21 protein-coding genes and 1 pseudogene are annotated in these 23,584 nt (G+C 64.7%); 11 read left to right on the top strand and 11 right to left on the bottom strand.

Annotation, left to right across the window (positions count from 1 at the left end; translation table 11 throughout):
• The 7 genes from P9230_RS23540 to P9230_RS23570 all read left to right on the top strand — a co-directional run bounded on the left by P9230_RS23540 (position 1) and on the right by P9230_RS23570 (position 7,884).
• Positions 1-765, top strand: a complete 765-nt coding sequence (locus tag P9230_RS23540; RefSeq protein ID WP_095799264.1) for a DeoR/GlpR family DNA-binding transcription regulator — start codon at positions 1-3, stop codon at positions 763-765.
• Positions 766-819: 54 nt separating this feature from the next.
• On the top strand, positions 820-1,731 hold the full coding sequence (locus tag P9230_RS23545; RefSeq protein ID WP_067003593.1) for a LysR substrate-binding domain-containing protein: 912 nt from the start codon (positions 820-822) through the stop codon (positions 1,729-1,731).
• A gap of 281 nt (positions 1,732-2,012) precedes the next feature.
• A complete protein-coding gene (locus tag P9230_RS23550; protein WP_067324740.1) occupies positions 2,013-3,167 on the top strand; it encodes an ABC transporter substrate-binding protein in 1,155 nt (384 codons plus the stop codon).
• A gap of 181 nt (positions 3,168-3,348) precedes the next feature.
• Complete coding sequence (locus P9230_RS23555; protein WP_067003595.1) at positions 3,349-4,347, top strand: ABC transporter ATP-binding protein; 999 nt, start codon at positions 3,349-3,351, stop codon at positions 4,345-4,347.
• A gap of 280 nt (positions 4,348-4,627) precedes the next feature.
• Complete coding sequence (locus tag P9230_RS23560) at positions 4,628-5,533, top strand: ABC transporter permease (RefSeq protein ID WP_206516972.1); 906 nt, start codon at positions 4,628-4,630, stop codon at positions 5,531-5,533.
• On the top strand, positions 5,523-6,338 hold the full coding sequence (locus P9230_RS23565; RefSeq protein ID WP_278120881.1) for an ABC transporter permease: 816 nt from the start codon (positions 5,523-5,525) through the stop codon (positions 6,336-6,338). Before P9230_RS23560 ends, P9230_RS23565 begins: the two co-directional genes overlap by 11 nt.
• A gap of 118 nt (positions 6,339-6,456) precedes the next feature.
• Positions 6,457-7,884, top strand: coding sequence for a gamma-aminobutyraldehyde dehydrogenase (locus P9230_RS23570; RefSeq protein ID WP_278120882.1), 1,428 nt, complete (start codon positions 6,457-6,459; stop codon positions 7,882-7,884).
• Positions 7,885-7,930: 46 nt separating this feature from the next.
• Here the strand turns inward: P9230_RS23570 and P9230_RS23575 are convergent, their stop codons facing one another.
• From P9230_RS23575 to P9230_RS23615, 9 genes are all read right to left on the bottom strand, one after another.
• A complete protein-coding gene (locus P9230_RS23575) occupies positions 7,931-8,245 on the bottom strand; it encodes a hypothetical protein (protein WP_095777575.1) in 315 nt (104 codons plus the stop codon).
• Positions 8,246-8,287: 42 nt separating this feature from the next.
• On the bottom strand, positions 8,288-8,644 hold the full coding sequence (locus P9230_RS23580) for a nuclear transport factor 2 family protein (RefSeq protein WP_095824411.1): 357 nt from the start codon (positions 8,642-8,644) through the stop codon (positions 8,288-8,290).
• Between the two features lie 224 nt (positions 8,645-8,868).
• Entirely contained in the window at positions 8,869-10,422 is a 1,554-nt protein-coding gene (locus P9230_RS23585) for an alpha/beta fold hydrolase (protein ID WP_278120883.1), read from the bottom strand.
• A gap of 125 nt (positions 10,423-10,547) precedes the next feature.
• Positions 10,548-10,862, bottom strand: coding sequence for a formate dehydrogenase subunit delta (locus P9230_RS23590; protein WP_127247576.1), 315 nt, complete (start codon positions 10,860-10,862; stop codon positions 10,548-10,550).
• Positions 10,852-11,682: a formate dehydrogenase accessory sulfurtransferase FdhD gene (gene fdhD / locus P9230_RS23595; protein WP_127247577.1), complete on the bottom strand. Its 831-nt coding sequence runs from the start codon at positions 11,680-11,682 to the stop codon at positions 10,852-10,854. Before fdhD ends, P9230_RS23590 begins: the two co-directional genes overlap by 11 nt.
• Before the next feature lie 2 nt (positions 11,683-11,684).
• Entirely contained in the window at positions 11,685-14,597 is a 2,913-nt protein-coding gene (fdhF, locus tag P9230_RS23600) for a formate dehydrogenase subunit alpha (RefSeq protein WP_278120884.1), read from the bottom strand.
• Positions 14,598-14,607: 10 nt separating this feature from the next.
• Positions 14,608-16,164 carry an NADH-quinone oxidoreductase subunit NuoF gene (locus tag P9230_RS23605; RefSeq protein ID WP_278120885.1) on the bottom strand — a complete coding sequence of 519 codons (1,557 nt, stop codon included), beginning with the start codon at positions 16,162-16,164 and terminating at the stop codon, positions 14,608-14,610.
• The gene (locus P9230_RS23610; protein ID WP_067003616.1) at positions 16,161-16,640 is read right to left on the bottom strand and encodes a formate dehydrogenase subunit gamma; all 480 of its coding nucleotides are present in this window, start codon (positions 16,638-16,640) and stop codon (positions 16,161-16,163) included. The genes P9230_RS23605 and P9230_RS23610 overlap by 4 nt, the downstream gene beginning before the upstream one ends.
• A gap of 192 nt (positions 16,641-16,832) precedes the next feature.
• On the bottom strand, positions 16,833-17,732 hold the full coding sequence (locus P9230_RS23615; protein ID WP_067003618.1) for a LysR family transcriptional regulator: 900 nt from the start codon (positions 17,730-17,732) through the stop codon (positions 16,833-16,835).
• A gap of 156 nt (positions 17,733-17,888) precedes the next feature.
• Here P9230_RS23615 and P9230_RS23620 point away from each other — a divergent pair, with 156 nt between their 5' ends.
• Positions 17,889-18,530, top strand: a complete 642-nt coding sequence (locus P9230_RS23620) for a DUF47 domain-containing protein (RefSeq protein ID WP_067003620.1) — start codon at positions 17,889-17,891, stop codon at positions 18,528-18,530.
• 3 nt (positions 18,531-18,533) lie between these two features.
• Positions 18,534-19,538 (top strand): inorganic phosphate transporter, encoded by a 1,005-nt coding sequence (locus P9230_RS23625; RefSeq protein WP_067324384.1) that lies wholly within the window; start codon positions 18,534-18,536, stop codon positions 19,536-19,538.
• A gap of 20 nt (positions 19,539-19,558) precedes the next feature.
• Here the strand turns inward: P9230_RS23625 and P9230_RS23630 are convergent, their stop codons facing one another.
• Positions 19,559-19,936 carry a VOC family protein gene (locus tag P9230_RS23630; protein WP_095799271.1) on the bottom strand — a complete coding sequence of 126 codons (378 nt, stop codon included), beginning with the start codon at positions 19,934-19,936 and terminating at the stop codon, positions 19,559-19,561.
• A 210-nt stretch (positions 19,937-20,146) separates the two neighbouring features.
• Here P9230_RS23630 and P9230_RS23635 point away from each other — a divergent pair, with 210 nt between their 5' ends.
• On the top strand, positions 20,147-21,325 hold the full coding sequence (locus tag P9230_RS23635; RefSeq protein WP_095799272.1) for an Mrp/NBP35 family ATP-binding protein: 1,179 nt from the start codon (positions 20,147-20,149) through the stop codon (positions 21,323-21,325).
• A gap of 38 nt (positions 21,326-21,363) precedes the next feature.
• Here P9230_RS23635 and P9230_RS23640 read toward each other — a convergent pair.
• Positions 21,364-21,465 (bottom strand): annotated as a pseudogene (locus P9230_RS23640) (SRPBCC domain-containing protein); the annotation flags it as partial.
• A 150-nt stretch (positions 21,466-21,615) separates the two neighbouring features.
• On the opposite strand from P9230_RS23640, the gene P9230_RS23645 reads away from it, so the two are divergent.
• Positions 21,616-23,421 (top strand): IlvD/Edd family dehydratase, encoded by a 1,806-nt coding sequence (locus P9230_RS23645; protein ID WP_095782337.1) that lies wholly within the window; start codon positions 21,616-21,618, stop codon positions 23,419-23,421.
• The last annotated feature ends 163 nt before the right edge of the window (positions 23,422-23,584 follow it).

Consider the following 23,584-nt stretch of genomic DNA (forward strand, 5'->3'; position numbering starts at 1 on the left):
ATGATCCACTCGAAACGGCACGGCGAGATCCTGCGGCTCCTCGGTGAGGAGGGCACGATCACCATCGCCAGCCTGGCCGAGCGCCTGGGCGTGTCGCTGGAGACGGTCAGGCGCGACGTGAAACCGCTGACGGATGACGGAGCATTGCTCAAGATGCATGGCGCCGTCAGCCTGCGCTCTATGACAGGCGAGGCGCCGTTCGAGCGCCGCATGCGCGAGAATGCCGAAGCAAAGCGTCTGATTGCCCGCATGGTCGCGGCCACCATCCGCGACGGCGAGTCGATCATGCTCGACACCGGCACCACCACGTCCTTCCTGGCGCGCGAACTGCTCGGCCATCGCCGCCTGACGGTGGTCACCAATTCGTCCGACATCGCCCGTACGCTGGCGACGGTGAACGGCAACAAGGTCTATATGGCCGGCGGCGAGCTGCGCAGCGATTCAGGCGCGGCCCTCGGAGTCGCGGCGATCGAATTCGTAAGCCGCTTCTCGGTCAGCCACGCGGTGATCTCCATCGGCGCGGTCGACGCCGTCGCCGGCCTGACCGACTACGAGCTGGAGGAGGCGGAATTCGCCCGCATGGTGTTGTCGCGCGGGCAACGCACGCTGGTCGTCACCGACCATACCAAGTTCGGCCGGCAGGGCCTGGTTCAGGTCTGCGGCTTCGACGGTTTCTCCGAACTTGCGACCGACCAGCCGCCGCCGCGCGACATCGCCGCCGCGCTCAGCCAGGCCGGCGCGCGTCTCAGCATTGCGACGGCCTAGCGCCGGATGCGCCAACGGCTTTCCTTCCCGGCCGCGCCGGTGTTTAGTCGGGTCATGGCCTTCACCATCCGCCAGCTCCAGTTCTTCGTCGCCGTCGCCGAGCAAGGCACGGTCTCGGGCGCCGCGCAGAACCTCTCCATCTCGCAATCCTCGGTCACCGAAGCGATCAAGGAGCTGGAGAGCGATCTCGGCGTCGAGCTGTTCGACCGCCACCCGCGCGGCCTCAACATCACCCATAAGGGCCACCAGTTCCTGCGCCACGCGACGAAAATCCTGGCCGACGTTTCCGATGCGCGCCGCGCCTTCCTAGGCGATCAACTCACCGCGGGCGGGCGGCTGCAGCTCGGGGTCACCTCGCTTGTTGCCGGCTACGTGCTCTCCGATCTGCTGGCTCGCTACCGCCGCGCCTATCCAAGCGTCGAAGTCTCGGCGATCGAGGACAATGGCGACTATCTCGAGCATCTGCTGGTCGGCGGCAAGCTCGACATCGCCGTCATGGTCACGTCGAATTTGCGCGATCGCACCGCGCTGCAGTCGGAAATCCTCGAAGTCTCGGCCTATCGGCTCTGGCTGCCGCTCAGCCACAAGCTCGCCAGCGCCGACATTATCTCGATCGGCGACATCGCTTCCGAACCGCTGATCATGCTGACCGTCGACGAGATCGAGGAGAACACCGGCAAGCTGCTGTCGGCGCTCGGTGCGAGACCGCATGTCGCCTTCCGCACCCGCTCCGTCGAGGCCGTGCGCAGCCTCGTCGCCACCGGCGCCGGCGTGGCGCTGCTGCCAGATCTCGTCTATCGTCCCTGGTCGCTGGAAGGCGACCGCATCGAATCCCGCGATATCTCCGGCTCGCTTCCGGTCGTCCAGGTCGGCATGGTTTGGCGCCGCGGTTCCAGCCTGCCGCAGGCTGCCCGCGACTTTATCGGACTTGCCCAGTCGCAGCGCATGGTCCGGCAGCGGCTCTGATCAGAGCGATTCCAGCAAAGTGTGAACGGTTGGGCTCGGCCACTTCGCCGCAACCTTCCGTCCGGAATGGCGTCGGAAAGAGTATCGGAAAATCCGATATCGGCTTTCTGATAAATGGATTTGCGAAACCGGAATTTTCACAGCACTTTTCGCTCAGGGAACAAAGCCGCTCGGGAGCGCGGCTGCCGGGGTGATGGGAACTCTGGCGTTCAGGTTTGCGTGTGATCCTTGTTGAAAACCGGATCGGTTTCGGGGTCATGCGCCAAAATGGGAGATCGATGATGAATGCATTCCTGAAGTCATGCACGGCGTTGACGGTTGCGCTGACCTTCTCGGGTCAGGCGATCGCCCAGGTCAAGGAAGTCGGCAAGGGCGAGGGCGAGCTGAATATCGTCGCCTGGCCGGGCTATATCGAGCGTGGCGAGACCGACAAGAACTACGACTGGGTGTCTGCCTTCGAGAAGGAGACCGGCTGCAAGGTCAACGTCAAGACCGCCAATACGTCGGACGAGATGGTCTCGCTGATGAACGAGGGCGGCTTCGACCTGGTGACGGCTTCTGGTGATGCTTCGCTGCGCCTCGTCGCCGGCAAGCGCGTGCAGCCGATCAACACCGACCTCATCAAGAGCTGGAAGACGATCGACGACCGTCTCAAGGACGCGCCCTGGTTCACCGTCGACAAGGTGCATTACGGCGTCCCCTACCAGTGGGGCCCGAACATCTTGATGTACAACACCACCGTCTTCAAGGAAGCGCCCAAGAGCTGGAACGTCGTTTTCGAGGAGATGAAGCTGCCCGACGGCAAGTCGAACAAGGGTCGTGTCCAGGCCTATGACGGCCCGATCCATATTGCCGATGCCGCCAACTACCTGATGTTCCACAAGCCGGAACTGGGCATCAAGGATCCGTACGAGCTCAGCGAAGACCAGTACAAGGCGGCGCTCGATCTGCTGCGCACCCAGCGCACCCTGGTCGGCCGCTACTGGCATGACGCCGCGATCCAGGTCGACGATTTCCAGAACGAAGGCGTCGTCGCCTCCGGCTCGTGGCCGTATCAGGTGAACACGCTGATCGCCGCCAAGAAGCCGGTCGCCTCGACCGTGCCGGAGGAGGGCGTGACCGGCTGGGCCGACACCACCATGATGGAAGCCGACGCCGCCCATCCGAACTGCGCCTATATGTGGCTCGAGCACTCGCTCTCGCCCAAGGTCCAGGGCGATGTGTCGTCCTGGTTCGGCTCGCTGCCGGTCGTGCCCGCCGCCTGCAAGGGCAATGAACTGCTCGGCGACGAGGGCTGCAAGACCAACGGTTACGACAATTTCGAGAAGATCAAGTTCTGGAAGACGCCGATCTCGAAATGCGCCAGCCAGAATGACAAGTGCGTGCCCTATTACCGCTGGGTGTCGGACTATATCGGCGTCATCGGCGGGCGGTGAGTTCGCCTGGCCTTTAGAACTTGGCGCTGCCCCTCACCCTTACCCTCTCCACGGGGAGAGGGGGGCGCCAGCGCTGGAGTTTGTCCCTTCTCCCCGTCTTTCACGCGGAGAAGGTGCCGGCAGGCGGACGAGGGGCAGCACAGACGCCCGAATTTCAGAGCCTGAACCTTCAGGACAGATCATGACCTCCGCCGTTTCCTTCAAACAAGTCTCGCGCCATTTCGGCAGCGTGCGCGCCGTCGATGCGGTCGATCTCGACATCGCGCCGGGCGAGTTCTTCGCCATGCTCGGGCCGTCCGGTTCCGGCAAGACGACCTGCCTGCGTTTGATCGCCGGCTTCGAGCAGCCGACGGCCGGCTCGATCTCCATCTTCGGCGAGCGGGCCGAAGGCGTTCCGCCCTATCGCCGCAACGTCAACACCGTATTCCAGGACTACGCGCTGTTCCCGCATCTGAACGTGCTCGACAACGTCGCTTACGGGCTGATGGTCAAGGGCGTCGGCAGGGTCGAACGGCTGAAGGCGGCGGAAGAGGCGCTCTCGCTGGTACGCCTGCCGGGCTATGGGGCCCGGCGCCCCGGCCAACTCTCCGGCGGCCAACGACAGCGCGTCGCGCTTGCCCGGGCGCTCGTCAACCAGCCCAAGGTGCTGCTGCTCGACGAGCCGCTCGGCGCGCTTGACCTCAAGCTGCGCGAGAACATGCAGGAGGAACTGAAGTCGCTGCAGAAGGTGCTCGGCATCACCTTCGTCTTCGTCACTCACGACCAGGGCGAAGCGCTTTCCATGGCCGACCGTGTTGCCGTCTTCAACGACGGCAGAATCATGCAGGTCGGCACGCCGGAGGACATTTACCAGCGGCCGAGGACGCGCTTCGTCGCCGATTTCGTCGGCTCGTCCAACGTGCTGCCGCCGGATTTCGTGCAGCGCTATTCCGGCCAGCATCGCTGGGGCAGCCTCAGGCCTGAATCCATCCGCGTATCGGGCGCCACGAGCGGCGATGGCGTTGCCGCGCGTCTGGTCGGGACCAACTATCTCGGCGCCACCACAAGGCTGGCGCTCGATGCCGATGGGCTGAGGCTGCATGCCATGGTGCCGGCGGGGACCGCGCTCCCTGCCGAAGGCGAGGCGGTGATGCTCACCTTCAACCGCGAGCACCTGCATCTGATGGACGAGTCGGCATGATTGCGGTTTGTGCAAAGCACCCTCCTCTGTCCTGCCGGACATCTCCCGCGCAAGGGGGGAGATTGGCTGTCGCCACTCGCTTCGCCAATCTTCGGCGTTGCAGAACTGGCGGGGCAGACGAGCTGCTGACCTCCCTCCTCGCGGGGGAGATGGCCGGGTCAGAGCTGGGTGTGAAGGATCTCGGCCTTGCCGCCGTTGATCTGATCGTCGGTGCGGCTCGATGACAATCGCCGCTCTTCAATCCAAGCCTGTGCCCGCCATCCTGCCCGGCAACGGCGGCATGCGCGGGGCGCTCTCCGACCTCTTATGGCGCCGGCCGATACTTCTCTTGCTGCTCATGCTGCTGCCGCCGCTTCTGTGGCTGGGCATCGTCTATATAGGCTCGCTTTTCGCGCTGCTTTTGCAGAGCTTTTTCTCGATCGACGAGTTCTCCGGCCTGATCAACCGCGAGTTCACGCTGAAGACCTATGGCGACCTGTTCCAGGCCGCCAATCTCGACATCATCCTGCGCACAGTGACGATGGCGGCGCTCGTGACGCTCGCCTCGGCGGTCATCGCGTTCCCCATCGCCTATTACGCGGCGCGCTATGCGCGCGGCCGCTGGAAGGCTCTGTTCTATCTCGGCGTCATGCTGCCGCTCTGGTCGAGCTATCTGGTCAAGATCTACGCCTGGAAACTGATCCTCGCCAAGGAAGGCATTCTCACTTGGCTGTTAGGCAAGCTCGGCCTGCTGTGGCTGCTCGAGGCCTGGCTGTCGTTGCCGATCGTCGGCGGCAACTCGCTGTCGGTCTCCTTCACCGGCACCTTCATCGTCTTCGTCTATGTCTGGCTGCCGTTCATGATCCTGCCTGTGCAGGCGGCGCTGGAGCGCGTCCCCGGCAATCTCGTCGAGGCCTCGTCCGATCTCGGCGCCTCGCCCGGCCAGACCTTCCGTAACGTGCTCTTCCCGCTGGCGCTGCCGGGCATCGTCGCCGGCTCGATCTTCACCTTCTCGCTGACATTGGGCGACTACATCATCCCGCAGATCATCGGCACCTCGCGCCTGTTCATCGGCCAGGCCGTCTATTCGCAGCAAGGCACCGCCGGCAACATTCCTTTAGCCGCCGCCTTCACCGTGGTGCCCATCGTCATCATGGGCTTCTATCTGTGGGGCGCCAAGCGCATGGGAGCTTTCGATGCGCTCTGATCGCGGCCAATCCGCTCCGCTCGGGCTGAAGATCGCCGCCGCCTGCGGCCTGCTCTTCCTGCACCTGCCGATCCTTTTGATCTTCGTCTATGCCTTCACCACCGAAGAGAAGAGTTTTGTGTGGCCGCCGCCCGGCTTGACCACGCAATGGTTCGCCGTCACCTGGAACAGGCCGGATGTCTGGGAGGCGCTGTCGCTGTCGATCCGCGTCGCCGCCATTTCGACCGCAATCGCACTGGTTCTTGGCACGCTCTGCGCCGCTGCGGTTTCGCGGACGCGCTTCTTCGGCCGCGAGGCGATTTCATTGCTCGTCATCCTGCCGATCGCGCTGCCCGGCATCATCACCGGCATCGCGCTGCGCTCGGCTTTTGCGCTCGCCGACATCCCGTTCTCGTTCTGGACGATCGTGCTCGGCCACGCCACTTTCTGCGTGGTCGTCGTCTACAACAATGCCGTCGCCCGTTTTCGCCGCACCTCAAGCTCGATGATCGAGGCCTCGATGGATCTCGGCGCCGACGGTTTTCAGACGTTTAGGCATGTCGTGCTGCCCAACATTGCAACCGCGCTGCTTGCCGGCGGCATGTTGGCCTTCGCGCTGTCCTTCGACGAGGTCATCGTCACCACCTTCACCGCCGGCCAGCAGCAGACCGTGCCGATCTGGATGCTGGAGGAACTGATCAGACCGCGGCAGCGTCCGGTCACCAATGTCGTCGCCATGGTCGTCGTGCTGGTGACGCTGCTGCCGATCCTCTTTGCCTATTACCTGACCCGCGACGGCGACCAGATCGCCGGCTCGGGCAAATGAAAACAGCGAATAGGGGTTAGCCAATAGCGAATAGGGAAAATCGATCGCGAACCCTGCCCGCCATTCGCAACTCGCTGCACGCAACTCGCTACTCGCTACTGCGAAGGGAGAAACCCCCATGGACACCCAGATGCTGATCGGCTCGAAATTCGACAAGGGCACCGAAATCGAGGAGCCGATCCTCAATCCGAAGACCGGCGCGACCATCCTCAACCTGCCGGAAGCAAGTCCGGCGCAGATCGAGGCGGCTGTCAGTGCCGCCGAAAAAGCGTTCGTCAATTGGTCGCGCACCACGCCGGCGCAGCGCTCGGGCTATCTGCTGACGATCGCCGATCGCATCGAGGCAGAAGCGAATGAGTTCGCCGCGCTCGAGGCGCTGAATTGCGGCAAGCCGATCAACGCCGTGCTCAATGACGAGATCCCGGCGATCGTCGATTGCTACCGCTTCTTCGCCGGCGCGGTGCGCTCGATGCCAGGCCAAGTCGCGGGCGAGTATCTGCCCGGCCACACCTCGATGGTGCGGCGCGATCCGATCGGCATTGTCGCCTCCATCGCGCCCTGGAACTATCCGCTGATGATGATGGCCTGGAAGCTGGCGCCGGCGATCGGCGGCGGCAACACCGTCGTCTTCAAGCCATCGGAGCAGACGCCGCTGACGGCGCTGAAGCTGGCGAGGATCCTGTCGGAAATCCTGCCCGAGGGCGTCGTCAATGTCGTCCTCGGCCGCGGCGACAGCGTCGGCAACACGCTGATCAATCATCCCAAGGTCAACATGATCTCGATCACCGGCGACGTCGCCACCGGCAAGAAAGTGCTGCAGGCGGCCGCCAAGTCGGTCAAGCGAACCCATCTCGAGCTCGGCGGCAAGGCGCCGGTCGTCGTCTTCGACGACGCCGATCTCGGCGCGGTGGTCAACGGTCTGCGCGCCTTCGGCTACTACAATGCCGGCCAGGACTGCACCGCCGCCTGCCGCATCTATGCCGGCAAGAAGATCTACGACAAGCTCGTCGCCGATCTCTCCTCGGCGGCGTCGACCATCAAATACAATCTGCCCGACGACACCGAGAACGAGATCGGGCCGCTGATCTCGCGCCGCCAGCGCGACCGCGTGTCGAGCTTCGTCGAGCGCGCTTCGGAATTGAAGCACATCGAGATCACCACCGGCGGCAAGCCGGGCGAGGGCTCCGGCTTCTACTACCAGCCGACGGTCGTCGCCGGAGCGTTGCAGGAAGACGAGATCGTGCGCCGCGAGGTGTTCGGCCCGGTCGTCTCGGTCACCCGCTTCTCGGAGGTCGACGAGGCGGTGAAGTGGGCGAATGACAGCGACTACGGCCTGGCATCGTCGGTGTGGACCAGGGACGTCTCGCGCGCCATGACGACCGCGGCCCGGCTGCAATATGGCTGCACCTGGATCAACACCCACTTCATGCTCACCAACGAGATGCCGCATGGCGGCCTGAAGCAGTCCGGTTACGGCAAGGACATGTCGCTCTACGCGCTGGAGGACTACACCGCCGTCCGCCATGTGATGGTGGCGCACGGGTAAGTGCTCTACCTCTCCCCCTTGTGGGAGAGGTCGGCCACGCAGGCCGCTACTCGACGATGCGGTAGATGTTCCACAGGCTGGTGCCCGACACGACATAGGGCTCCAGCTCCTTGCCCCATTTGGCGTGCGCGTCGATCTTGGCGATCTTGGCGAAGAACTCCTCCAACTGGGCCAGGCTCTCGACCTGGTGGTGGGTCTCGATCGTCGCTTCGCGTGCGCCGACTGAACCGGTCATGAGCTGGAATTTCAGGTCGGCGAGCCCGACCTGCGAGCCGATCTCGCGCTCCCATTTCCGCATCAGCTCGAGCGCGGTCTGCTTGTGACCGAACTTGGCGTCGATCTGCCATCTGGCGCTGAACATCTTGGTTCTCCTCCCTGTCTTGCAGATGAATCCGTTCTTGAGCTACTCGTCCCAGGCCTGCACGACCGTCTGCCGCGCGATGCGGCCGTTCTTCAATTCGAGCATCGCGGCGCAGAACACCTTGGTGCCGTCGGGATAGGCGCAGGCCTGGGTGAAGGCGAGATTGTCGCCCTCGGCGATCGTGGCGTCGACCTTGTGGGTCATCGCTCGGCTGCAGATGTCGTCCCAGAAGGTGCTGATCGCCGCGCGGCCGCGGATTTCGCGCGGCTTGCTCGGCGGGTTGTTGCGGTCGATCACCCGCATCAGCGCATCGTCATTGTAGAAGCTTGCCAGCATCTTGCCGTCACGGGCCTCGATCGCTTTCTTGATCGCCGCGCCGTCCACTGTCTTGGTCAGCATTTTATCCTCCATGTGCCCATCGTCTTGGGCGGTAGATGTGCGAAGCGCTCCCCGACAATTACTGCCGGGCCGGGAATTTCTCATTGCGAATTGGCCGTGGCGGCCGCGAACAGGTCGTCGGTCTGCTTCTTGAAGGTGACGAGTCCACCCGGCGCTTGGCCTGCACGGGAAGAATTCATAGTCCTAGAGACACCCTTTCGCTTCGCCCGAAAGCGCCATGGCACTCATGGCCCGTCCGGGCCAGTGTGCCTTGCCGAGAAGGCCGCCGCAGCAGCGCGCGAAGGCAGGTCCAGCTTGAGCAATATGTTGGCGACGTGCCGCTTGACCGTATGCTCGCTGAGCCTCAGCTCGGCGGCGATCGCCGCATTGCTCATGCCGTCGGCAATCAGGTTCACCACCTCGCTTTCCCGCGCCGTCAGTGTTGCTGGCTGCAGGGCCCTGGGCCTGGAACGGCAGGCCGGTTCCAGATGTTGTTCAGACGTGGCCTGGACCACCGGCAGCGGCTCGCTCAGCTCGGCGAGACTGACACGTCCGGCGTCGATGAAACGCAGGCCGGAGCCTATCGCCAGTTCGGCGACCAGCCGCGAAGCGAGGATGTCGCCGCGCCCGGCGTGGGTGGCGAGCTGCATGGTCACACGCGCCGTGAGGCCGACCGGCTGGCCCCGCATTTCGATCTCGCCGACATGCACGCCTTGTCCGCTTGCCACGCCGATCTGCTGCGCCGCATCGCGCAGCGCCGCTGCGCAGCGTATGGCGCGCGCCGGCCCGTCGAAACGAGAGATCATCAATTCGCCATGCGTGCCGGCAATCCGCCCACCATGGCGGCCCACCAGCAGCCGCCATGTTTCCTGGAAGCGTTGGCTGCGCTCGCTCCACATGCGGTCGCCCAGCTTGGCGGTGTCGAAGATGCGCGTCGCCAGCAGCGCGGCAAGCACCCGCTCGGTGTCGGCCACCGCCGGCTGGCCGGTCAGGCACTCCTCGATCAGGTCGGCCACCCGGTCGACGTCCCCGGTCCAGATCGGATGGTCGCGGCCGGGTATCTCAACAAGCCGGGCGCCGCGAATCTTCCTGGCAAGGAAGCGGCTGGCCTCCGGATCGACGCGCGCGTCATTGCGGCGATGGATCAGCAGCGTCGGCGCGCTGATCGCGGACAGAATGCCGCGCACGTCGATGTCTGCATTCATGCGGGCAAGGGCTGCCGCGGCCGTGGGGCCGGCCGACTGCCGTTCGAACCGTGCCCACCACCGGGCAAAATGCGTGTCATCCACGCGGCCTGGCGCGAAATTGGGCAAGGTCGCGCCGGTGCCCCAGCAAGTCTCGGCAACCTCGATGAAGGCTTCCAGGCGCTCCGGCGGCATTACCCATTTGTGGAAATGCGCATAACCGCCATAGAGCACGAGTGCTCGCGTCCGCTCCGGATAGGTCGCGGCAAACAGCATCGCCATCGGTGCGCCTTCCGAAGCGCCGAGGATCGCCGCGCGGCCGCTGCCGGCGGCGTCCATCACCGCGCGCACGTCATCCATGCGGGTCTCCAGGCCGGGCAAATGATGGTTGTCCACGCGGTCCGACAGCCCGGTGCCGCGTTTGTCGAACAGAATCAGGCGTGAGAAAGCCGAAAGCCGCTTCAGCAGGCGGCTGTAACCCTCGTCTTCCCATTGTAGGTCGAGATTGGAGATAAAGCCGGGGACGAAGACGAGATCGAACGAGCCTTGGCCGACCACCTGATAGGCGATCCGCACGTCCCCGCTACGGGCATATCTGGTCTCGATCGGCCTCACGCAACTACCCCGCCCGGCCAGACGATCTCCTGTCGTCAACCATAGCAGAGGCAGCCGGCTTGCGGCAGCGAAACTTTAGCGAGCGGAAATACTAAGACCTTTGGCGCTGATGCGGCCCCGAGGCCCTACTTAGGCGGAATGGCGCCCTCGGCCTCCGCAGGCTTGCTGTAACCGAGGCTCTTGTCGGCCTGCTCCGCCGTTAGCGGACGCTTGATCTTGGCGGAGGCGGCGATCACCAGCTCGTCGAAATCTTCCGGGTCGCCGTCCAGCAGCTCGAAGAACTGCCGCCGCATCCTGGGCTCCCAGAATTTGTTGATGTGCTCGGCAACGCCGGTAATGCCTTCCTCGCGCGGCTTCGAATGGAAGAAGGTGGCGATCTGATTGGCCATGCGCACCAGCTTTTCCTTGGTGCTGGCGATGTGATCCTCGTCATGCGACATGCTTTGCAACTCCGGAAGCCACCCGTTCGGGGTGGGTGAAAATATCGAAATCGTCGCCGCGCACCAGCGCTACCAGCGTCATGCCGGCGGACTCGGCGGTCCGGATGGCAAGCGCGGTCGGCGCCGAAACCGCCATGATGACCGGGGCACCGATGGCGGCTGTTTTCTGCACCATCTCAACCGACACGCGCGAGGTCACCACGACGGCGCCGCTCGCGCCGTCGATGCCGGCTTTGGCCAGCGCGCCGGCGAGCTTGTCCAGCGCATTGTGGCGGCCGACATCCTCGCGCGCCATCACGATACCTTTGCCGGGAACGTAGAAGCCGGCAGCATGCACCGCCCCGGTCTCGGTGTGCAGCGGCTGCTGCTTCGACAGCAGCTTGACCGAACGCGTGACGTCTTCGGCGTCGAGCGTAAGCTTCGACGAACCGACCGCGTCGACCGACCGCATCGCTTCCTCGATGGATTCGATGCCGCACAGGCCGCAGCCGACCGGCCCGGCAAGCCGGCGCCGTCGCGCCTGGAAGCGCGTGTTGGCCCGGTCCTTCAGCTTGATCTGGATGTCGATGCCGGCGCCGAGATCCTCGACTTCGATCGCCTCGATCTCTGCCGGGTCGGCAACGATGCCTTCGGTGAGCGAGAAGCCGAGCGCGAAATCCTCGAAATCGGCCGGGCTCGCCATCATCACCGCATGGGTGGTGCCGGCATAGGAGAACGCGACCGGCGTCTCCTCCGGCACCATGCGGTTCGCAGCCGCCGTGCCGCCGGCACGACGCGCCAGCCGCGAGATTTGCGTCGTGGCTTTGCGGCGCGCGGCCAAGACTACTCCGCCGCTTCCAGCGGGGCGATGCGGCGGCTCTGCTTGGCCTGCTCGTTATAGTCCCTCTGCCACTCGGTCGGGCCGTTGGATGGCGCCACCTGCACGGCGGTGACCTTGTATTCCGGACAATTGGTCGCCCAGTCCGAGAAGTCGGTCGTGATCACATTGGCTTGCGTGTCCGGGTGGTGGAAGGTCGTGTAGACGACGCCGGGCGACACGCGGTCGGTGATCAGCGCGCGCAGGGTGGTCTCGCCCGAACGGCTCGCCAGCCGCACCCAGTCGCCCTCGCGGATGCCGCGGTTCTCGGCGTCGTGCGGATGGATCTCCAGCCGATCTTCGGCATGCCAGGCGACGTTTTCGGTACGCCTGGTCTGCGCACCGACATTGTACTGCGACAGGATACGCCCGGTGGTGAGCAGCAGCGGGTAGCGCGGGCCGGTCCGTTCGTCCGTCGCGACATATTCGGTGCGGATGAACTTGCCCTTGCCGCGCACGAAGCCGTCGACATGCATGATCGGCGTGCCGAGCGGTGCCTTCTGGTTGCAGGGCCACTGCACCGATCCGACACGGTCGAGCAGCTCGAAGGAGACGCCGGCGAAGCTCGGCGTGGTCTTGGCGATCTCGTCCATGATCTCAGACGGGTGCGTGTAGTTCCAGTCCAGCCCAATGGCGCGGGCGAGCTCCTGCGTCGCCTCCCAGTCGGCGTAGCGCGCCTTCGGCTCCAGCACCTTGCGCACCATGTTGATGCGGCGCTCGGCATTGGTGAAGGTGCCGTCCTTCTCCAGGAAGGTCGAGCCCGGCAGGAAGACATGCGCGTAGTTTGCCGTCTCATTGAGGAAGAGGTCGTGCACCACCACGCATTCCATCGCGGCCAGCCCTGCGGCGACATGCTTGGTATCGGGGTCGGACTGCAGGATGTCCTCGCCCTGGATGTAGATGCCCTTGAATGAGCCGTCGACGGCGGCATCCAGCATGTTGGGGATGCGCAGGCCGGGCTCCTCGTCCAGCTTCACGCCCCACAGGCTCTCATAGATGTCGCGCACGGCTTCGCCGGAGATATGGCGATAGCCCGGCAGCTCATGCGGGAAGGAACCCATGTCGCAGGAGCCCTGGACATTGTTCTGGCCGCGCAGCGGGTTCACGCCGACGCCGGGACGGCCGATATTGCCGGTGGCCATGGCGAGGTTGGCGATCGCCATCACCGTGGTCGAGCCTTGGCTGTGCTCGGTGACGCCGAGGCCGTAATAGATCGCGCCGTTGCCGCCCTTGGCGTAAAGGCGCGCGGCACCCCGGATCGCTTCAGGATCGACGCCGGACAGCTTGCCGACCGTCTCGGGGCTGTTTTCCGGCAGGGCGACGAAGGACGCCCAGTCCTGGAACTCGGCCCAGTCGCAGCGCTCGCGGATAAAGGCTTCGTCGAACAGGCCCTCGGTGACGATGACGTGGGCCAGCGCCGTCAGCACCGCGACGTTGGTGCCGGGCTTCAGCGGCAGGTGGTAGTCCGCCTCGACATGCGCCGACTTCACCATCTCGGTGCGGCGCGGGTCGAGCACGATCAGCTTGGCGCCCTCACGCAGCCGCTTCTTCAGCCGCGAGGCGAACACCGGATGCGCCGTAGCGGGATTGGCACCGATGATGACGGCAACGTCGGTGTATTCGACCGAGTCGAAGTCCTGCGTGCCGGCCGAGGTGCCGTAGGTCTGGCCGAGGCCGTAGCCGGTCGGCGAATGGCAGACGCGCGCGCAGGTGTCGACATTGTTGTTGCGGAAGCCCTGCCGCACCAGCTTCTGGACGAGATAGGTCTCCTCGTTCGTGCAGCGCGAGGAGGTGATGCCGCCGATCGAGCCGCGTCCGTACTGGTACTGGATGCGGCGGAATTCCTTTGCCGTATGGGCGATCGCCTCTTCCCAACTCACCTCGCGCCACGGATCGGTGATCTTCTCCCGGATCATCGGCGACAGGATCCGATCCTTGTGGGTGGCATAGCCATAGGCAAAACGGCCTTTGACGCAGGAATGGCCGTGGTTCGCCTTGCCGTCCTTGTAGGGCATCATGCGGATGACTTCGTCACCCTTCACTTCCGCCTTGAACGAGCAGCCGACGCCGCAATAGGCGCAGGTCGTGACGGCCGAGCGCTCCGGCATGCCCTTCTCGAGCACGGTCTTCTCGCGCAATGCGTCGGTCGGGCAGGCCTGCACGCAGGCGCCGCAGGACACGCATTCGGAAGCGATGAAATCCTCATGCATGCCGGCGACCATGCGGGACTCGAAGCCGCGGCCCTCGATGGTCAGCGCGAAGGTGCCCTGCACCTCTTCGCAGGCGCGCACGCAGCGTGAGCAGACGATGCACTGCGCCGGATCATAGGTGAAGTAGGGGTTGGACTCATCGCGGGCGATGTAGTCGACCGCCAGCGAGCCATGGCCGGGCGCCACGCCGCCTTCTTCCTTGACGTGGTTGCGGCCTTCGACGCCGTAGCGGTTCTCGGTCAGACCGACCGACTCCGCAACCGCGTCGAACTCGCTGGCGCCGGTTCCGGCCTTCTCGTTCCAGCCGGTCGGATGGTCGGAGACGTAGAGTTCCATGACGCCACGGCGGATGGCATCGAGCCGCTCGGACTGCGTGCGCACCACCATGCCCTCGCCGACCGGCGTCGTGCAGGATGCGGGCGTGCCGCCGCGGCCGTCGATCTCGACCAGGCAGACGCGGCACGAGCCGAAAGAGTCCAGCATGTCGGTGGCGCAGAGCTTCGGGATCTCGACCCCGCCTTCCATAGCCGCGCGCATGATCGAGGTGCCTTCCGGCACGGTGATGCTTTGCCCGTCAACGGTCAGCGTCACCTGCTTCGCCGCTCTCGACTCCGGCGTTCCGTAGTCGATCTCTTCGATGAGTGTCGGGAAGTCGGCTTTGATGTTCATCTGCCAGCTCCTATTCGGCAGCCACGCGCGTCGGCGCCGGCTTGAAATCCTCGGGGAAATGCGTGATCGAGCTCATTACCGGGTAGGGCGTGAAGCCGCCCAGGGCGCAGAGCGATCCGAACTTCATCGTGTTGCAGAGGTCGGTGACCAGAGCGAGGTTCTTCTCCGCCTCGATGCCCGCGGCGACCTTGTCCAGAACCTCCATGCCGCGCGTCGAGCCGATGCGGCAGGGCGTGCACTTGCCGCAGCTTTCGATGGCGCAGAACTCCATGGCAAAGCGCGCCTGCTTCATCATGTCGGCGCTGTCGTCGAACACGGTTATGCCGGCATGGCCGATCAGCCCGTCCTTGGCAGCAAAAGCCTCGTAGTCGAACGGCGTGTCGAAAAGCGCGCGTGGGAAATAGGCGCCGAGCGGGCCGCCGACCTGCACCGCCTTCACCGAACGGCCCGAAGCCGTGCCGCCGCCGATCTCGTCGACGATTTCGCCCAGCGTCAGGCCGAAGGCCGTCTCGAACAGGCCGCCATGCTTGACGTTGCCGGCGATCTGGATCGGGATCGTGCCGCGCGAACGGCCCATGCCGAAATCCTTGTAGTAGGCGGCGCCCTTGTCCATGATGATCGGCACGGAGGCCAGGCTGATCACGTTGTTGATCACCGTCGGCTTGCCGAACAACCCTTGGATCGCCGGCAGCGGCGGCTTGGCGCGCACCACGCCGCGCTTGCCTTCCAAGCTGTTGAGCAACGAGGTTTCCTCGCCGCAGACATAGGCGCCGGCGCCGACGCGGATTTCCATGTCGAAGGCGTTGGGCGAGCCCAGCACATTGACGCCGAGCACGCCCGCCTTGCGGGCGATCGCGACCGCCTTGTTCATCGTCGCCACCGCATGCGGATATTCCGAGCGGATATAGACGAAGCCCTTGGTCGCGCCGGTGGCGATGCCGGCGATCGCCATCCCTTCGATCAGCACGAAGGGATCGCCCTCCATGATCATGCGGTCGGCGAAGGTGGCGCTGTCGCCCTCGTCGGCGTTGCAGACGATATATTTGCGTTCGGAATTCGTATCGAGAACCGTCTTCCACTTGACGCCGGTCGGGAAGCCGGCGCCGCCGCGGCCGCGCAGGCCGGACTCGGTCACCTGTTTCACGATCTCGGCCGGCGCCATGGCGACCGCGTTCTGCAGGCCTCTCAGACCGCCATGCGACTTATAGCTGTCGAGCGACAGCGGGTCGATGACGCCACAGCGCGCGAAGGTCAGCCGCGTCTGCTTGGCGAGGAAGGGGATCTTGTCTGGCGCACCCAGCCAGCGCTTGTGATGGCCACCCTTGAGGAAACCGCTGTCGAACAGGCTTTTCACGTCAGACGGCTTGACCGGCCCGTAGGCGACGCGGCCCTCGGCGGTCGCAACCTCGACCATCGGCTCCAGGAAATAGGCGCCGCGCGAGCCGTTGCGCACGATCTTGGCCTCGACGCCGCGCTCCTTGAGCTCCTTCTCGATCGCCCTGGCGACCTTTTCGGCGCCGAGCGCCAGAGCACCGGAATCGGCAGGGATGTAGATGCGCGGGATCATGAACGCACCTCCGCGACGATCTCTTCGATCTTCTCGTCGTCGAGCCGGCCGATCACTTCGCCGTCGAGCATCGCCGACGGCGAGCAGGCGCAAAGCCCGAGGCAATAGACCGGCTCCAGTGTAACCGATCCGTCGCGTGCGGTCTCGTGAAAATCGATGCCGAGCAGTTGCTTGACCTTGGTGGCGACGGCTTCCGAACCCATCGACTGGCAGGCTTCCGCCTGGCAGAGCTTCAGCACATGCCGGCCGGCCGGCTTTGCGCGGAAATCGTGATAGAAGGTGACGACGCCATGCACCTCCGCTCGCGAGAGGTTCAGCCCGTCGGCGATGACCGGAAGCGCCGCCTGCGGCACATGGCCGAATTCTTCCTGGATGCCGTGGAGAATCGGCAGCAACGGACCTTCGAGGTCCTTCAACTCCTCGATGATCGCCGCTATGCGCGACGCGATCTCGGTACTTGCAGGCTGCATCGGCATGCAGCGCCTCCCTGGCCGTGGCGCCAACACATATGTCACCCCAAAATATAGAGCGGTTTTGGGGCAACGACATGCACAGGGCGCAATATCGCTAAGTCCTTATGAAATCAGAGGAAACCTCCGAGATCAATAAAGCAGTCTCGTCGCTTGATAGAAATTTTCTATCAGAACGCTGAGCCCCCATTGTCTAGCCTAGCGGTGGGAACGGAAATCGTCTGCCAGCGCCATTGCCTCGTCCAGCAGCGCCTGCACCAGCGGCGTGTGCGGCTCGCGCGGCGCCGCCACCAGCCCGACCGTGTGGCTGGCATCCGGATCGACTATCGGAATGGCCCGGATCGGTTCGGAAAAGCCGAATGTTTCCGCAAGGTTGAGCGGCATGATCGATGACCACTTGCCGGTCCGGATATGCGAGAACAGCACGATCATCGAGTTGGATTCCAGTGTCGGCCGCACCTGCACGCCGGCTTCCGCCAGATGCTGGTCGATGATGCGGCGGTTCTGCATGTCCGGCGTCAGCAGGCAGAGCGGCAACTGGCTGATCTCTGCCCACGTCACTTTGTCGCGGTCGGAATAGGGGTTGCCGACTGCCGTGATCAGCTGGTAGCGCTCGTCATAGAGCGGCACGCTGGTTACCCGCCCCAGCGGCTCGTTGTCGAGATAGGTGATGCCGGCATCGACATCGAGATTGCCGAGCAGCGTCAGCACCTCGATCGAGGTCCGTGACAGCACCGAAAAGGTGACGCCGGGATGCTTGTCGCGGAATGGCGTCGTCAGCCGCGCCACCATGGCGAGCGCCGTCGGAACGGCGGCGATGCGGATGCGGCCGGACAGGCCGTGGCGCGCCGCCCGCATCTCCTCGCGCATGGTCCTTGAATCGCCGACGATGCGGCGCGCCCAAACCAGCACCTGCTTGCCTTCCGGCGTCAGACCCTGGAAACGCGAGCCGCGCAGCACCAGCATGACGCCGAGCTGCTCCTCGAGCTGCTTGATGCCGGCCGACAGCGTCGGCTGGGTGACGCCGCACACCTCGGCGGCGCGGCCGAAATGCTCTTCCCTGGCTAAAGCGATGAAGAATTCCAGCTTGTCGATCATGTCATCCGATCCACGGTCTGCCCAAGGTCGGGGAAATCGCTTTGCTTCGCAAGGCGGATGAACGATAGGATCTCATCCACATTTTTGAGCCGGCTTATCTGTTTTCCCGCGCCGCGCATGGCGCTATGTGGGGTAGGCGGAAGCAGGGAGGAGCAGATGCTGGGTTGGTTTCGCAGACTGTTGCCGCGCGAGGATCGCTTCTTCGAACTGTTCGAACGGCATTCGCGCACGGTGGTCGGCGGCGCCGAGGCGCTTGAGCAGCTTCTCCAGGGCCGGGACATCGACCGCTGGTGCCAGACGATCGTCGATCTGGAGGACGAAGCGGACGGGATCACCGCGGAGGTGCTGCTTGCCGTCAGGCGCTCCTTCATCACGCCCTTCGACCGCGGCGACATCAAGGATCTGATCCAGTCGATGGATGATGCCATCGATACGATGCACAAGGCCGTCAAGACGGTGAAATTGTTCGAGATGAGGGAATTCGATCCGCTGATGCGGGAAATGGGCAGCGTCATCGTCGAGGCCGCCCGCCTGGTAGCAGAGGCCATCCCACTGCTCGGCAAGGTTGGCGCCAACGCCGCGCGGCTGAACGCCATCGCCGAAGAAGTCATGCGCGTTGAGGGCCGCGCCGACGACCTGCACGAGCAGGGCCTGAAGGACCTGTTCAAGCGGCACGGCCGCAGCGACCCTATGGCCTACCTGATCGGCTCGGAGATTTACGGCCAGCTGGAAAAGGTGGTCGACCGTTTCGAGGACGTCGCTAACGAGATCAGCGGCATCGCGATCGAGAACGTCTAACAGATGGACGCCGCGATCGCCTTTCCCCTGCTGGTCGGCCTCGTCGCCGTGGCGCTGTTCTTCGATTTCCTCAACGGCCTGCACGATGCCGCCAACTCGATCGCGACTATCGTCTCCACCCGCGTGCTGAGGCCGCACTATGCCGTGTTCTGGGCGGCTTTCTTCAATTTCATCGCCTTCCTGTTCTTCGGTCTGCATGTCGCCGAGACGGTGGGAAAGGGCATCGTCGACGCCGAGATCGTGACTCCGGCAGTTATCTTCGCCGCGCTCATCGGAGCCATCGTCTGGAACATCGTCACTTGGATCGCCGGCATTCCGTCGAGCAGCTCGCATGCGCTGATCGGCGGGTTGGTCGGCGCCGGCGTCGCCAAGGCCGGCCCGGGGGCCATCGTCTGGTCCGGGCTCGGCAAGACGGCCGCGGCGATCGTGCTCTCGCCGGCGACCGGATTCGTGCTGGCGCTTGTCCTTATCCTCATCGTCTCATGGCTGTTCGTTCGGCAGACGCCGTTCGCGGTCGATAACAGCTTTCGCGTCCTGCAGTTCTTCTCTGCCTCGCTCTATTCGCTGGGGCACGGCGGCAATGACGCGCAGAAGACCATGGGCATCATCGCCGTGCTGCTCTATTCGCAAGGCATGCTCGGCCAGAGCTTCCACGTGCCGTTCTGGGTGGTCATCACCTGCCAGTCGGCATTGGCGCTGGGCACGCTCTTCGGCGGCTGGCGCATCGTGCACACGATGGGATCGAAGATCACTCGGCTGAACCCGATGCAGGGTTTTTGCGCCGAGACCGGCGGGGCGATAACGTTGTTCGCCGCCACCTGGCTCGGTGTCCCGGTCTCGACCACGCATACAATCACCGGCGCCATCATCGGCGTGGGTGCTGCCCGCCGCGTCTCGGCGGTGCGCTGGGGCATTGCCGGCAACATTGTCGTGGCGTGGGTGATCACCCTGCCGGCGACGGCGGCGATTTCGGCGTTGACCTATTTTGTCACGCGCCTAGCGGTCTGAGGCAAAGCTGGTGCTGAAATCTACTCGCCCGCAAGACACAGTATGTTGCCGTCCGGGTCCTTGAACCAGGCGACCTTCATGCCGTAGCCGACATGGACATCGCCCTCGACCGTCAGCCCGGGCATCTCATAGCGCTCGAAGGTGACGCCCTTCGACTTCAGGGCCTGGACAATGGCGCCGATCTGGTCGCCGACCGTCCAGGTCAACGCCGTCGCCTTGTTGGTACCGGCGAATTCTGAACGATAGACGTTGATGACCGTGTCTCCGCTTTTGTAGACGATCAGTTCTCCGGCCATGTCGTCGACAGGCTTGAGGCCCAGCGTTCCTTCGTAAAAGCCCTGCGCTCTCGAAAGGTCTTTCACCGCCACATTGGCCGCTGCGTTGCTGTTTGCGAGCATGACAGTCTCCTTTTCCGGTTGCCGTCGCTCATGGCAACCGAGATAGGGCCCCTGGATCGATTGGCCATGGCAATCGGCGGATCGGGACGCGCTCGGCCAAATCCGACACCACCGGTCGTTTTCCGGAGCACGCCGGACGAGCCATTGCGCCACGGCTTGGTTCTGCCGGGAAACTGCACTATCTGGAACGCCAAACTCCGAGGAAAGACCATGGCTGTAACCAAGGAAACCGTCATCGAGCGCCTGAGGACGGTCAATGGACCGGACTTCACCGGCAACATCGTCGACCTCGGCCTGGTATCTGAGATTTTCATCGCCGATTCCAAGGTGTTTTTCTCGATTACCGTTCCCGCCGCCCGCGCCCAGGAGATGGAGCCGCTGCGCGCCGCCGCCGAGCGTGTCGTCAAGGCGATCCCCGGCGTCGCCAACGCCGTCGTCGCGCTGACGGCGGAGAAGAAGGGCGGTGGCATGGAGGCGCCGGTTCGGCCGGCTTCGCAAGCAGCGTCGCCACGACCTGCTCCCCAGGCAGCGCCGCAGCGTCCTGGCCCGCAGGCGCCGGCTTCTCACAGTCACGGCAAACGCGGCGTGCCCGGCATCGATGCGATCATCGCGGTCGCGTCCGGCAAGGGCGGCGTCGGCAAATCGACCACCGCCGTCAACCTGGCGCTCGGCCTTGCCGCCAATGGGCTAAGCGTCGGCGTGCTCGATGCCGATATCTACGGGCCGTCAATGCCGAGGCTGCTCAACATTCACGGCCGGCCGCAGACGGTCGACGGCAAGATCCTGAAGCCGATGCAGAATTACGGCCTCAAGGTGATGTCGATGGGCTTCCTGGTCGACGAGGAGACGCCGATGATCTGGCGCGGCCCGATGGTCATGTCGGCGCTCACCCAGATGCTGCGCGAGGTCGAATGGGGACCGCTCGACGTGCTGGTCGTCGATATGCCGCCCGGCACCGGCGATGCCCAGCTCACCATGGCCCAGCAGGTGCCGCTGGCCGGTGCCGTCATCGTCTCGACGCCGCAGGACCTGGCGCTCATCGATGCGCGCAAGGGCCTCAACATGTTCAAGAAGGTCGACGTGCCGCTGCTCGGCATCGTCGAGAACATGAGCTATTTCCTCGCGCCCGACACCGGCAGGCGCTACGACATCTTCGGCCATGGCGGCGCGCGCCGCGAGGCCGAACGGCTCGGCGTCACCTTCCTTGGCGAGGTGCCGCTGGAGATGGGCATCCGCGAAAGCTCGGACGCCGGCGCCCCGGTGGTCGCATCCAAGCCGGACGGCGCCGAGGCGAAGATCTATCGCGATATCGCCGCGAGGGTATGGGACAGGGTCCAAGAGGAACGCGGCGCCGCCGAGGCGGCAGTGCCCAGCATCGTGTTCGAGTAATTCGCCGGGCCGCAGCTAGGTGTCCGATTTCCTTTCCAGCCGGGAATCGCCTCCTTCAGGATTTCCGGGTCGTTGAGGGCGTCCCACACTTTCTCGACGGGTGCGGCGATCCGCTCCTCGCCTTCGATCACCAAGGCCATCAAGACCTCCCGGATTGCTGGCCTCGATTGGTCCTAGTGCGCGGCCCTTTCTACGTCTATCGCACCAAAGTGCGGGTCTGCGGCGTGTCTGCCTCTTGCCTGCATGGGCGCGTTGTCATATCGATTTGTCATACAAATACGGAGACCACGATGGCAGGCGCCCCCACCAAGAAGAAGAAATTTCGCTCGCAGGAGTGGTTCGACAATCCCGACAACCCGGGCATGACGGCGCTCTATCTCGAACGCTACCTCAATTACGGACTGACCCGCGCCGAGCTGATGTCGGGCAAGCCGCTGATCGGCATCGCGCAGACGGGTTCCGATCTCTCGCCCTGCAACAGGCACCATCTCGAGCTCGCCAAGCGCGTGCGCGAAGGCATTGTCTCGATGGGCGGCATCCCCTTCGAGTTCCCGTGCCACCCGATCCAGGAGACCGGCAAGCGGCCGACGGCGGCGCTCGACCGCAACCTCGCCTATCTCAGCCTCGTCGAGGTGCTCTACGGCTATCCGCTCGACGGCGTCGTGCTGACCATCGGCTGCGACAAGACTACGCCCGCGCTCTTGATGGCGGCGGCGACCGTCAACATTCCGGCGATCGCGCTTTCGGTCGGCCCGATGCTCAATGGCTGGCATAAGGGCAAGCGCACCGGCTCCGGCACCATTGTCTGGGAATCGCGCCAGCGGCTGTCGGCCGGCGAGATCAATTATGACGAGTTCATGGACATCGTCGCCTCCTCGGCGCCGTCGACCGGCTATTGCAACACCATGGGTACCGCCACCACCATGAACTCGCTTGCCGAAGCGCTCGGCATGCAGCTGCCGGGCTCGGCCGCGATCCCCGCGCCCTATCGCGAGCGCGGCCAGATTGCCTACGAGACCGGCAAGCGCATCGTCGATATGGTGCATGAGGACCTGAAGCCGTCGGACATCATGACCCGCCAGGCGTTCGAGAATGCCATCGTCGTCAATTCGGCCATCGGCGGCTCGACCAACGCGCCGATCCACCTCAATGCCATCGCCCGCCATCTCGGCGTGCCGCTCGACAATGACGACTGGCAGAACATCGGCCTTAACGTGCCGCTGATCGTCAACCTGCAGCCGACGGGCGAGTATCTCGGCGAGGACTATCACCATGCCGGCGGCGTGCCGGCCGTCGTGGCCGAACTGCTGAAGGGCGGACTATTGCCGCACCCCGACGCGATCACCGCCAACGGCAAGTCGATCGGCGACAATTGCCGCGGCGCGGTCAACGAAAATCACGATGTCATCCGCGGCGTCGACAAGCCGCTCAAGAGCAATGCCGGCTTCATCAACCTCAAGGGCAATCTGTTCGATTCCGCCATCATGAAGACCAGCGGCATCTCGCCCGAATTCCGCGAGCGCTATCTCTCGAACCCGAACGATCCGGAGGCTTTCGAAGGCAACGCCATGGTCTTCGACGGCCCGGAGGATTACCACGCCCGCATCGACGATCCGGCGCAGGGCATCGACGAGCACACGATCCTGTTCATGCGCGGCGCCGGTCCGGTCGGCTATCCGGGCGGCGCCGAGGTGGTCAACATGCAGCCGCCGGCCCATCTCATCAAGAAGGGCATCCATTCGCTGGCCTGCATCGGCGATGGCCGCCAGTCCGGCACGTCGGGTTCGCCATCGATCCTCAACGCATCGCCGGAGGCAGCGGTCGGTGGCGGGCTGGCGCTGCTCAAGACTGGCGACCGCGTCCGCATCGACCTGAGGAAGGGCACCGCCAATATCCTTGTCGGCGACGAGGAGATCGCCAGGCGGCGGGCAGCGCTGCAGGGCAATGGCGGCTATGACTATCCCGAGCACCAGACGCCCTGGCAGGAGATCCAGCGCGGCATGGTCGACCAGTTCTCCGCCGGCATGGTGCTGAAGCCGGCGGTGAAATATCAGGATGTCGCGCACACCAGGGGCGTCCCGCGCGACAACCACTGAATTCAGAGCACGGCGACAATCGAAGGGGGGGGGGGGGGGGGGGGGGCCGCCCCGGCGCGCGGGGGGGGGGGGGGGGGGGGGGGGGCGGCGCGGGGGGGGGGGGGGGGGGGGGGGGGGGGGGGGGGGGGGGGGGGGGGGGGGGGGGGGGGGGGGGGGGGGGGGG

The organism is Mesorhizobium sp. WSM4887, assembly GCF_029625865.1.
Taxonomy (GTDB): Bacteria; Pseudomonadota; Alphaproteobacteria; order Rhizobiales; family Rhizobiaceae; genus Mesorhizobium.

Bases quoted from the DNA above. Each gene is read 5' to 3' on its own strand.
- P9230_RS23615 (WP_067003618.1), bottom strand. From the start codon at position 17,732: ATGATCGACAAGCTGGAATTCTTCATCGCTTTAGCCAGGGAAGAGCAT.
- P9230_RS23560 (WP_206516972.1), top strand. From the start codon at position 4,628: ATGCGCGGGGCGCTCTCCGACCTCTTATGGCGCCGGCCGATACTTCTC.
- P9230_RS23565 (WP_278120881.1), top strand. From the start codon at position 5,523: ATGCGCTCTGATCGCGGCCAATCCGCTCCGCTCGGGCTGAAGATCGCC.
- P9230_RS23630 (WP_095799271.1), bottom strand. From the start codon at position 19,936: ATGCTCGCAAACAGCAACGCAGCGGCCAATGTGGCGGTGAAAGACCTT.
- P9230_RS23645 (WP_095782337.1), top strand. From the start codon at position 21,616: ATGGCAGGCGCCCCCACCAAGAAGAAGAAATTTCGCTCGCAGGAGTGG.
- P9230_RS23620 (WP_067003620.1), top strand. From the start codon at position 17,889: ATGCTGGGTTGGTTTCGCAGACTGTTGCCGCGCGAGGATCGCTTCTTC.
- P9230_RS23550 (WP_067324740.1), top strand. From the start codon at position 2,013: ATGAATGCATTCCTGAAGTCATGCACGGCGTTGACGGTTGCGCTGACC.
- P9230_RS23590 (WP_127247576.1), bottom strand. From the start codon at position 10,862: ATGTCGCATGACGAGGATCACATCGCCAGCACCAAGGAAAAGCTGGTG.
- P9230_RS23610 (WP_067003616.1), bottom strand. From the start codon at position 16,640: ATGCCGATGCAGCCTGCAAGTACCGAGATCGCGTCGCGCATAGCGGCG.
- fdhF (WP_278120884.1), bottom strand. From the start codon at position 14,597: ATGAACATCAAAGCCGACTTCCCGACACTCATCGAAGAGATCGACTAC.
- P9230_RS23555 (WP_067003595.1), top strand. From the start codon at position 3,349: ATGACCTCCGCCGTTTCCTTCAAACAAGTCTCGCGCCATTTCGGCAGC.
- P9230_RS23575 (WP_095777575.1), bottom strand. From the start codon at position 8,245: ATGTTCAGCGCCAGATGGCAGATCGACGCCAAGTTCGGTCACAAGCAG.
- P9230_RS23570 (WP_278120882.1), top strand. From the start codon at position 6,457: ATGGACACCCAGATGCTGATCGGCTCGAAATTCGACAAGGGCACCGAA.
- P9230_RS23635 (WP_095799272.1), top strand. From the start codon at position 20,147: ATGGCTGTAACCAAGGAAACCGTCATCGAGCGCCTGAGGACGGTCAAT.
- P9230_RS23545 (WP_067003593.1), top strand. From the start codon at position 820: ATGGCCTTCACCATCCGCCAGCTCCAGTTCTTCGTCGCCGTCGCCGAG.
- P9230_RS23625 (WP_067324384.1), top strand. From the start codon at position 18,534: ATGGACGCCGCGATCGCCTTTCCCCTGCTGGTCGGCCTCGTCGCCGTG.
- P9230_RS23605 (WP_278120885.1), bottom strand. From the start codon at position 16,164: ATGATCCCGCGCATCTACATCCCTGCCGATTCCGGTGCTCTGGCGCTC.
- P9230_RS23540 (WP_095799264.1), top strand. From the start codon at position 1: ATGATCCACTCGAAACGGCACGGCGAGATCCTGCGGCTCCTCGGTGAG.
- P9230_RS23580 (WP_095824411.1), bottom strand. From the start codon at position 8,644: ATGCTGACCAAGACAGTGGACGGCGCGGCGATCAAGAAAGCGATCGAG.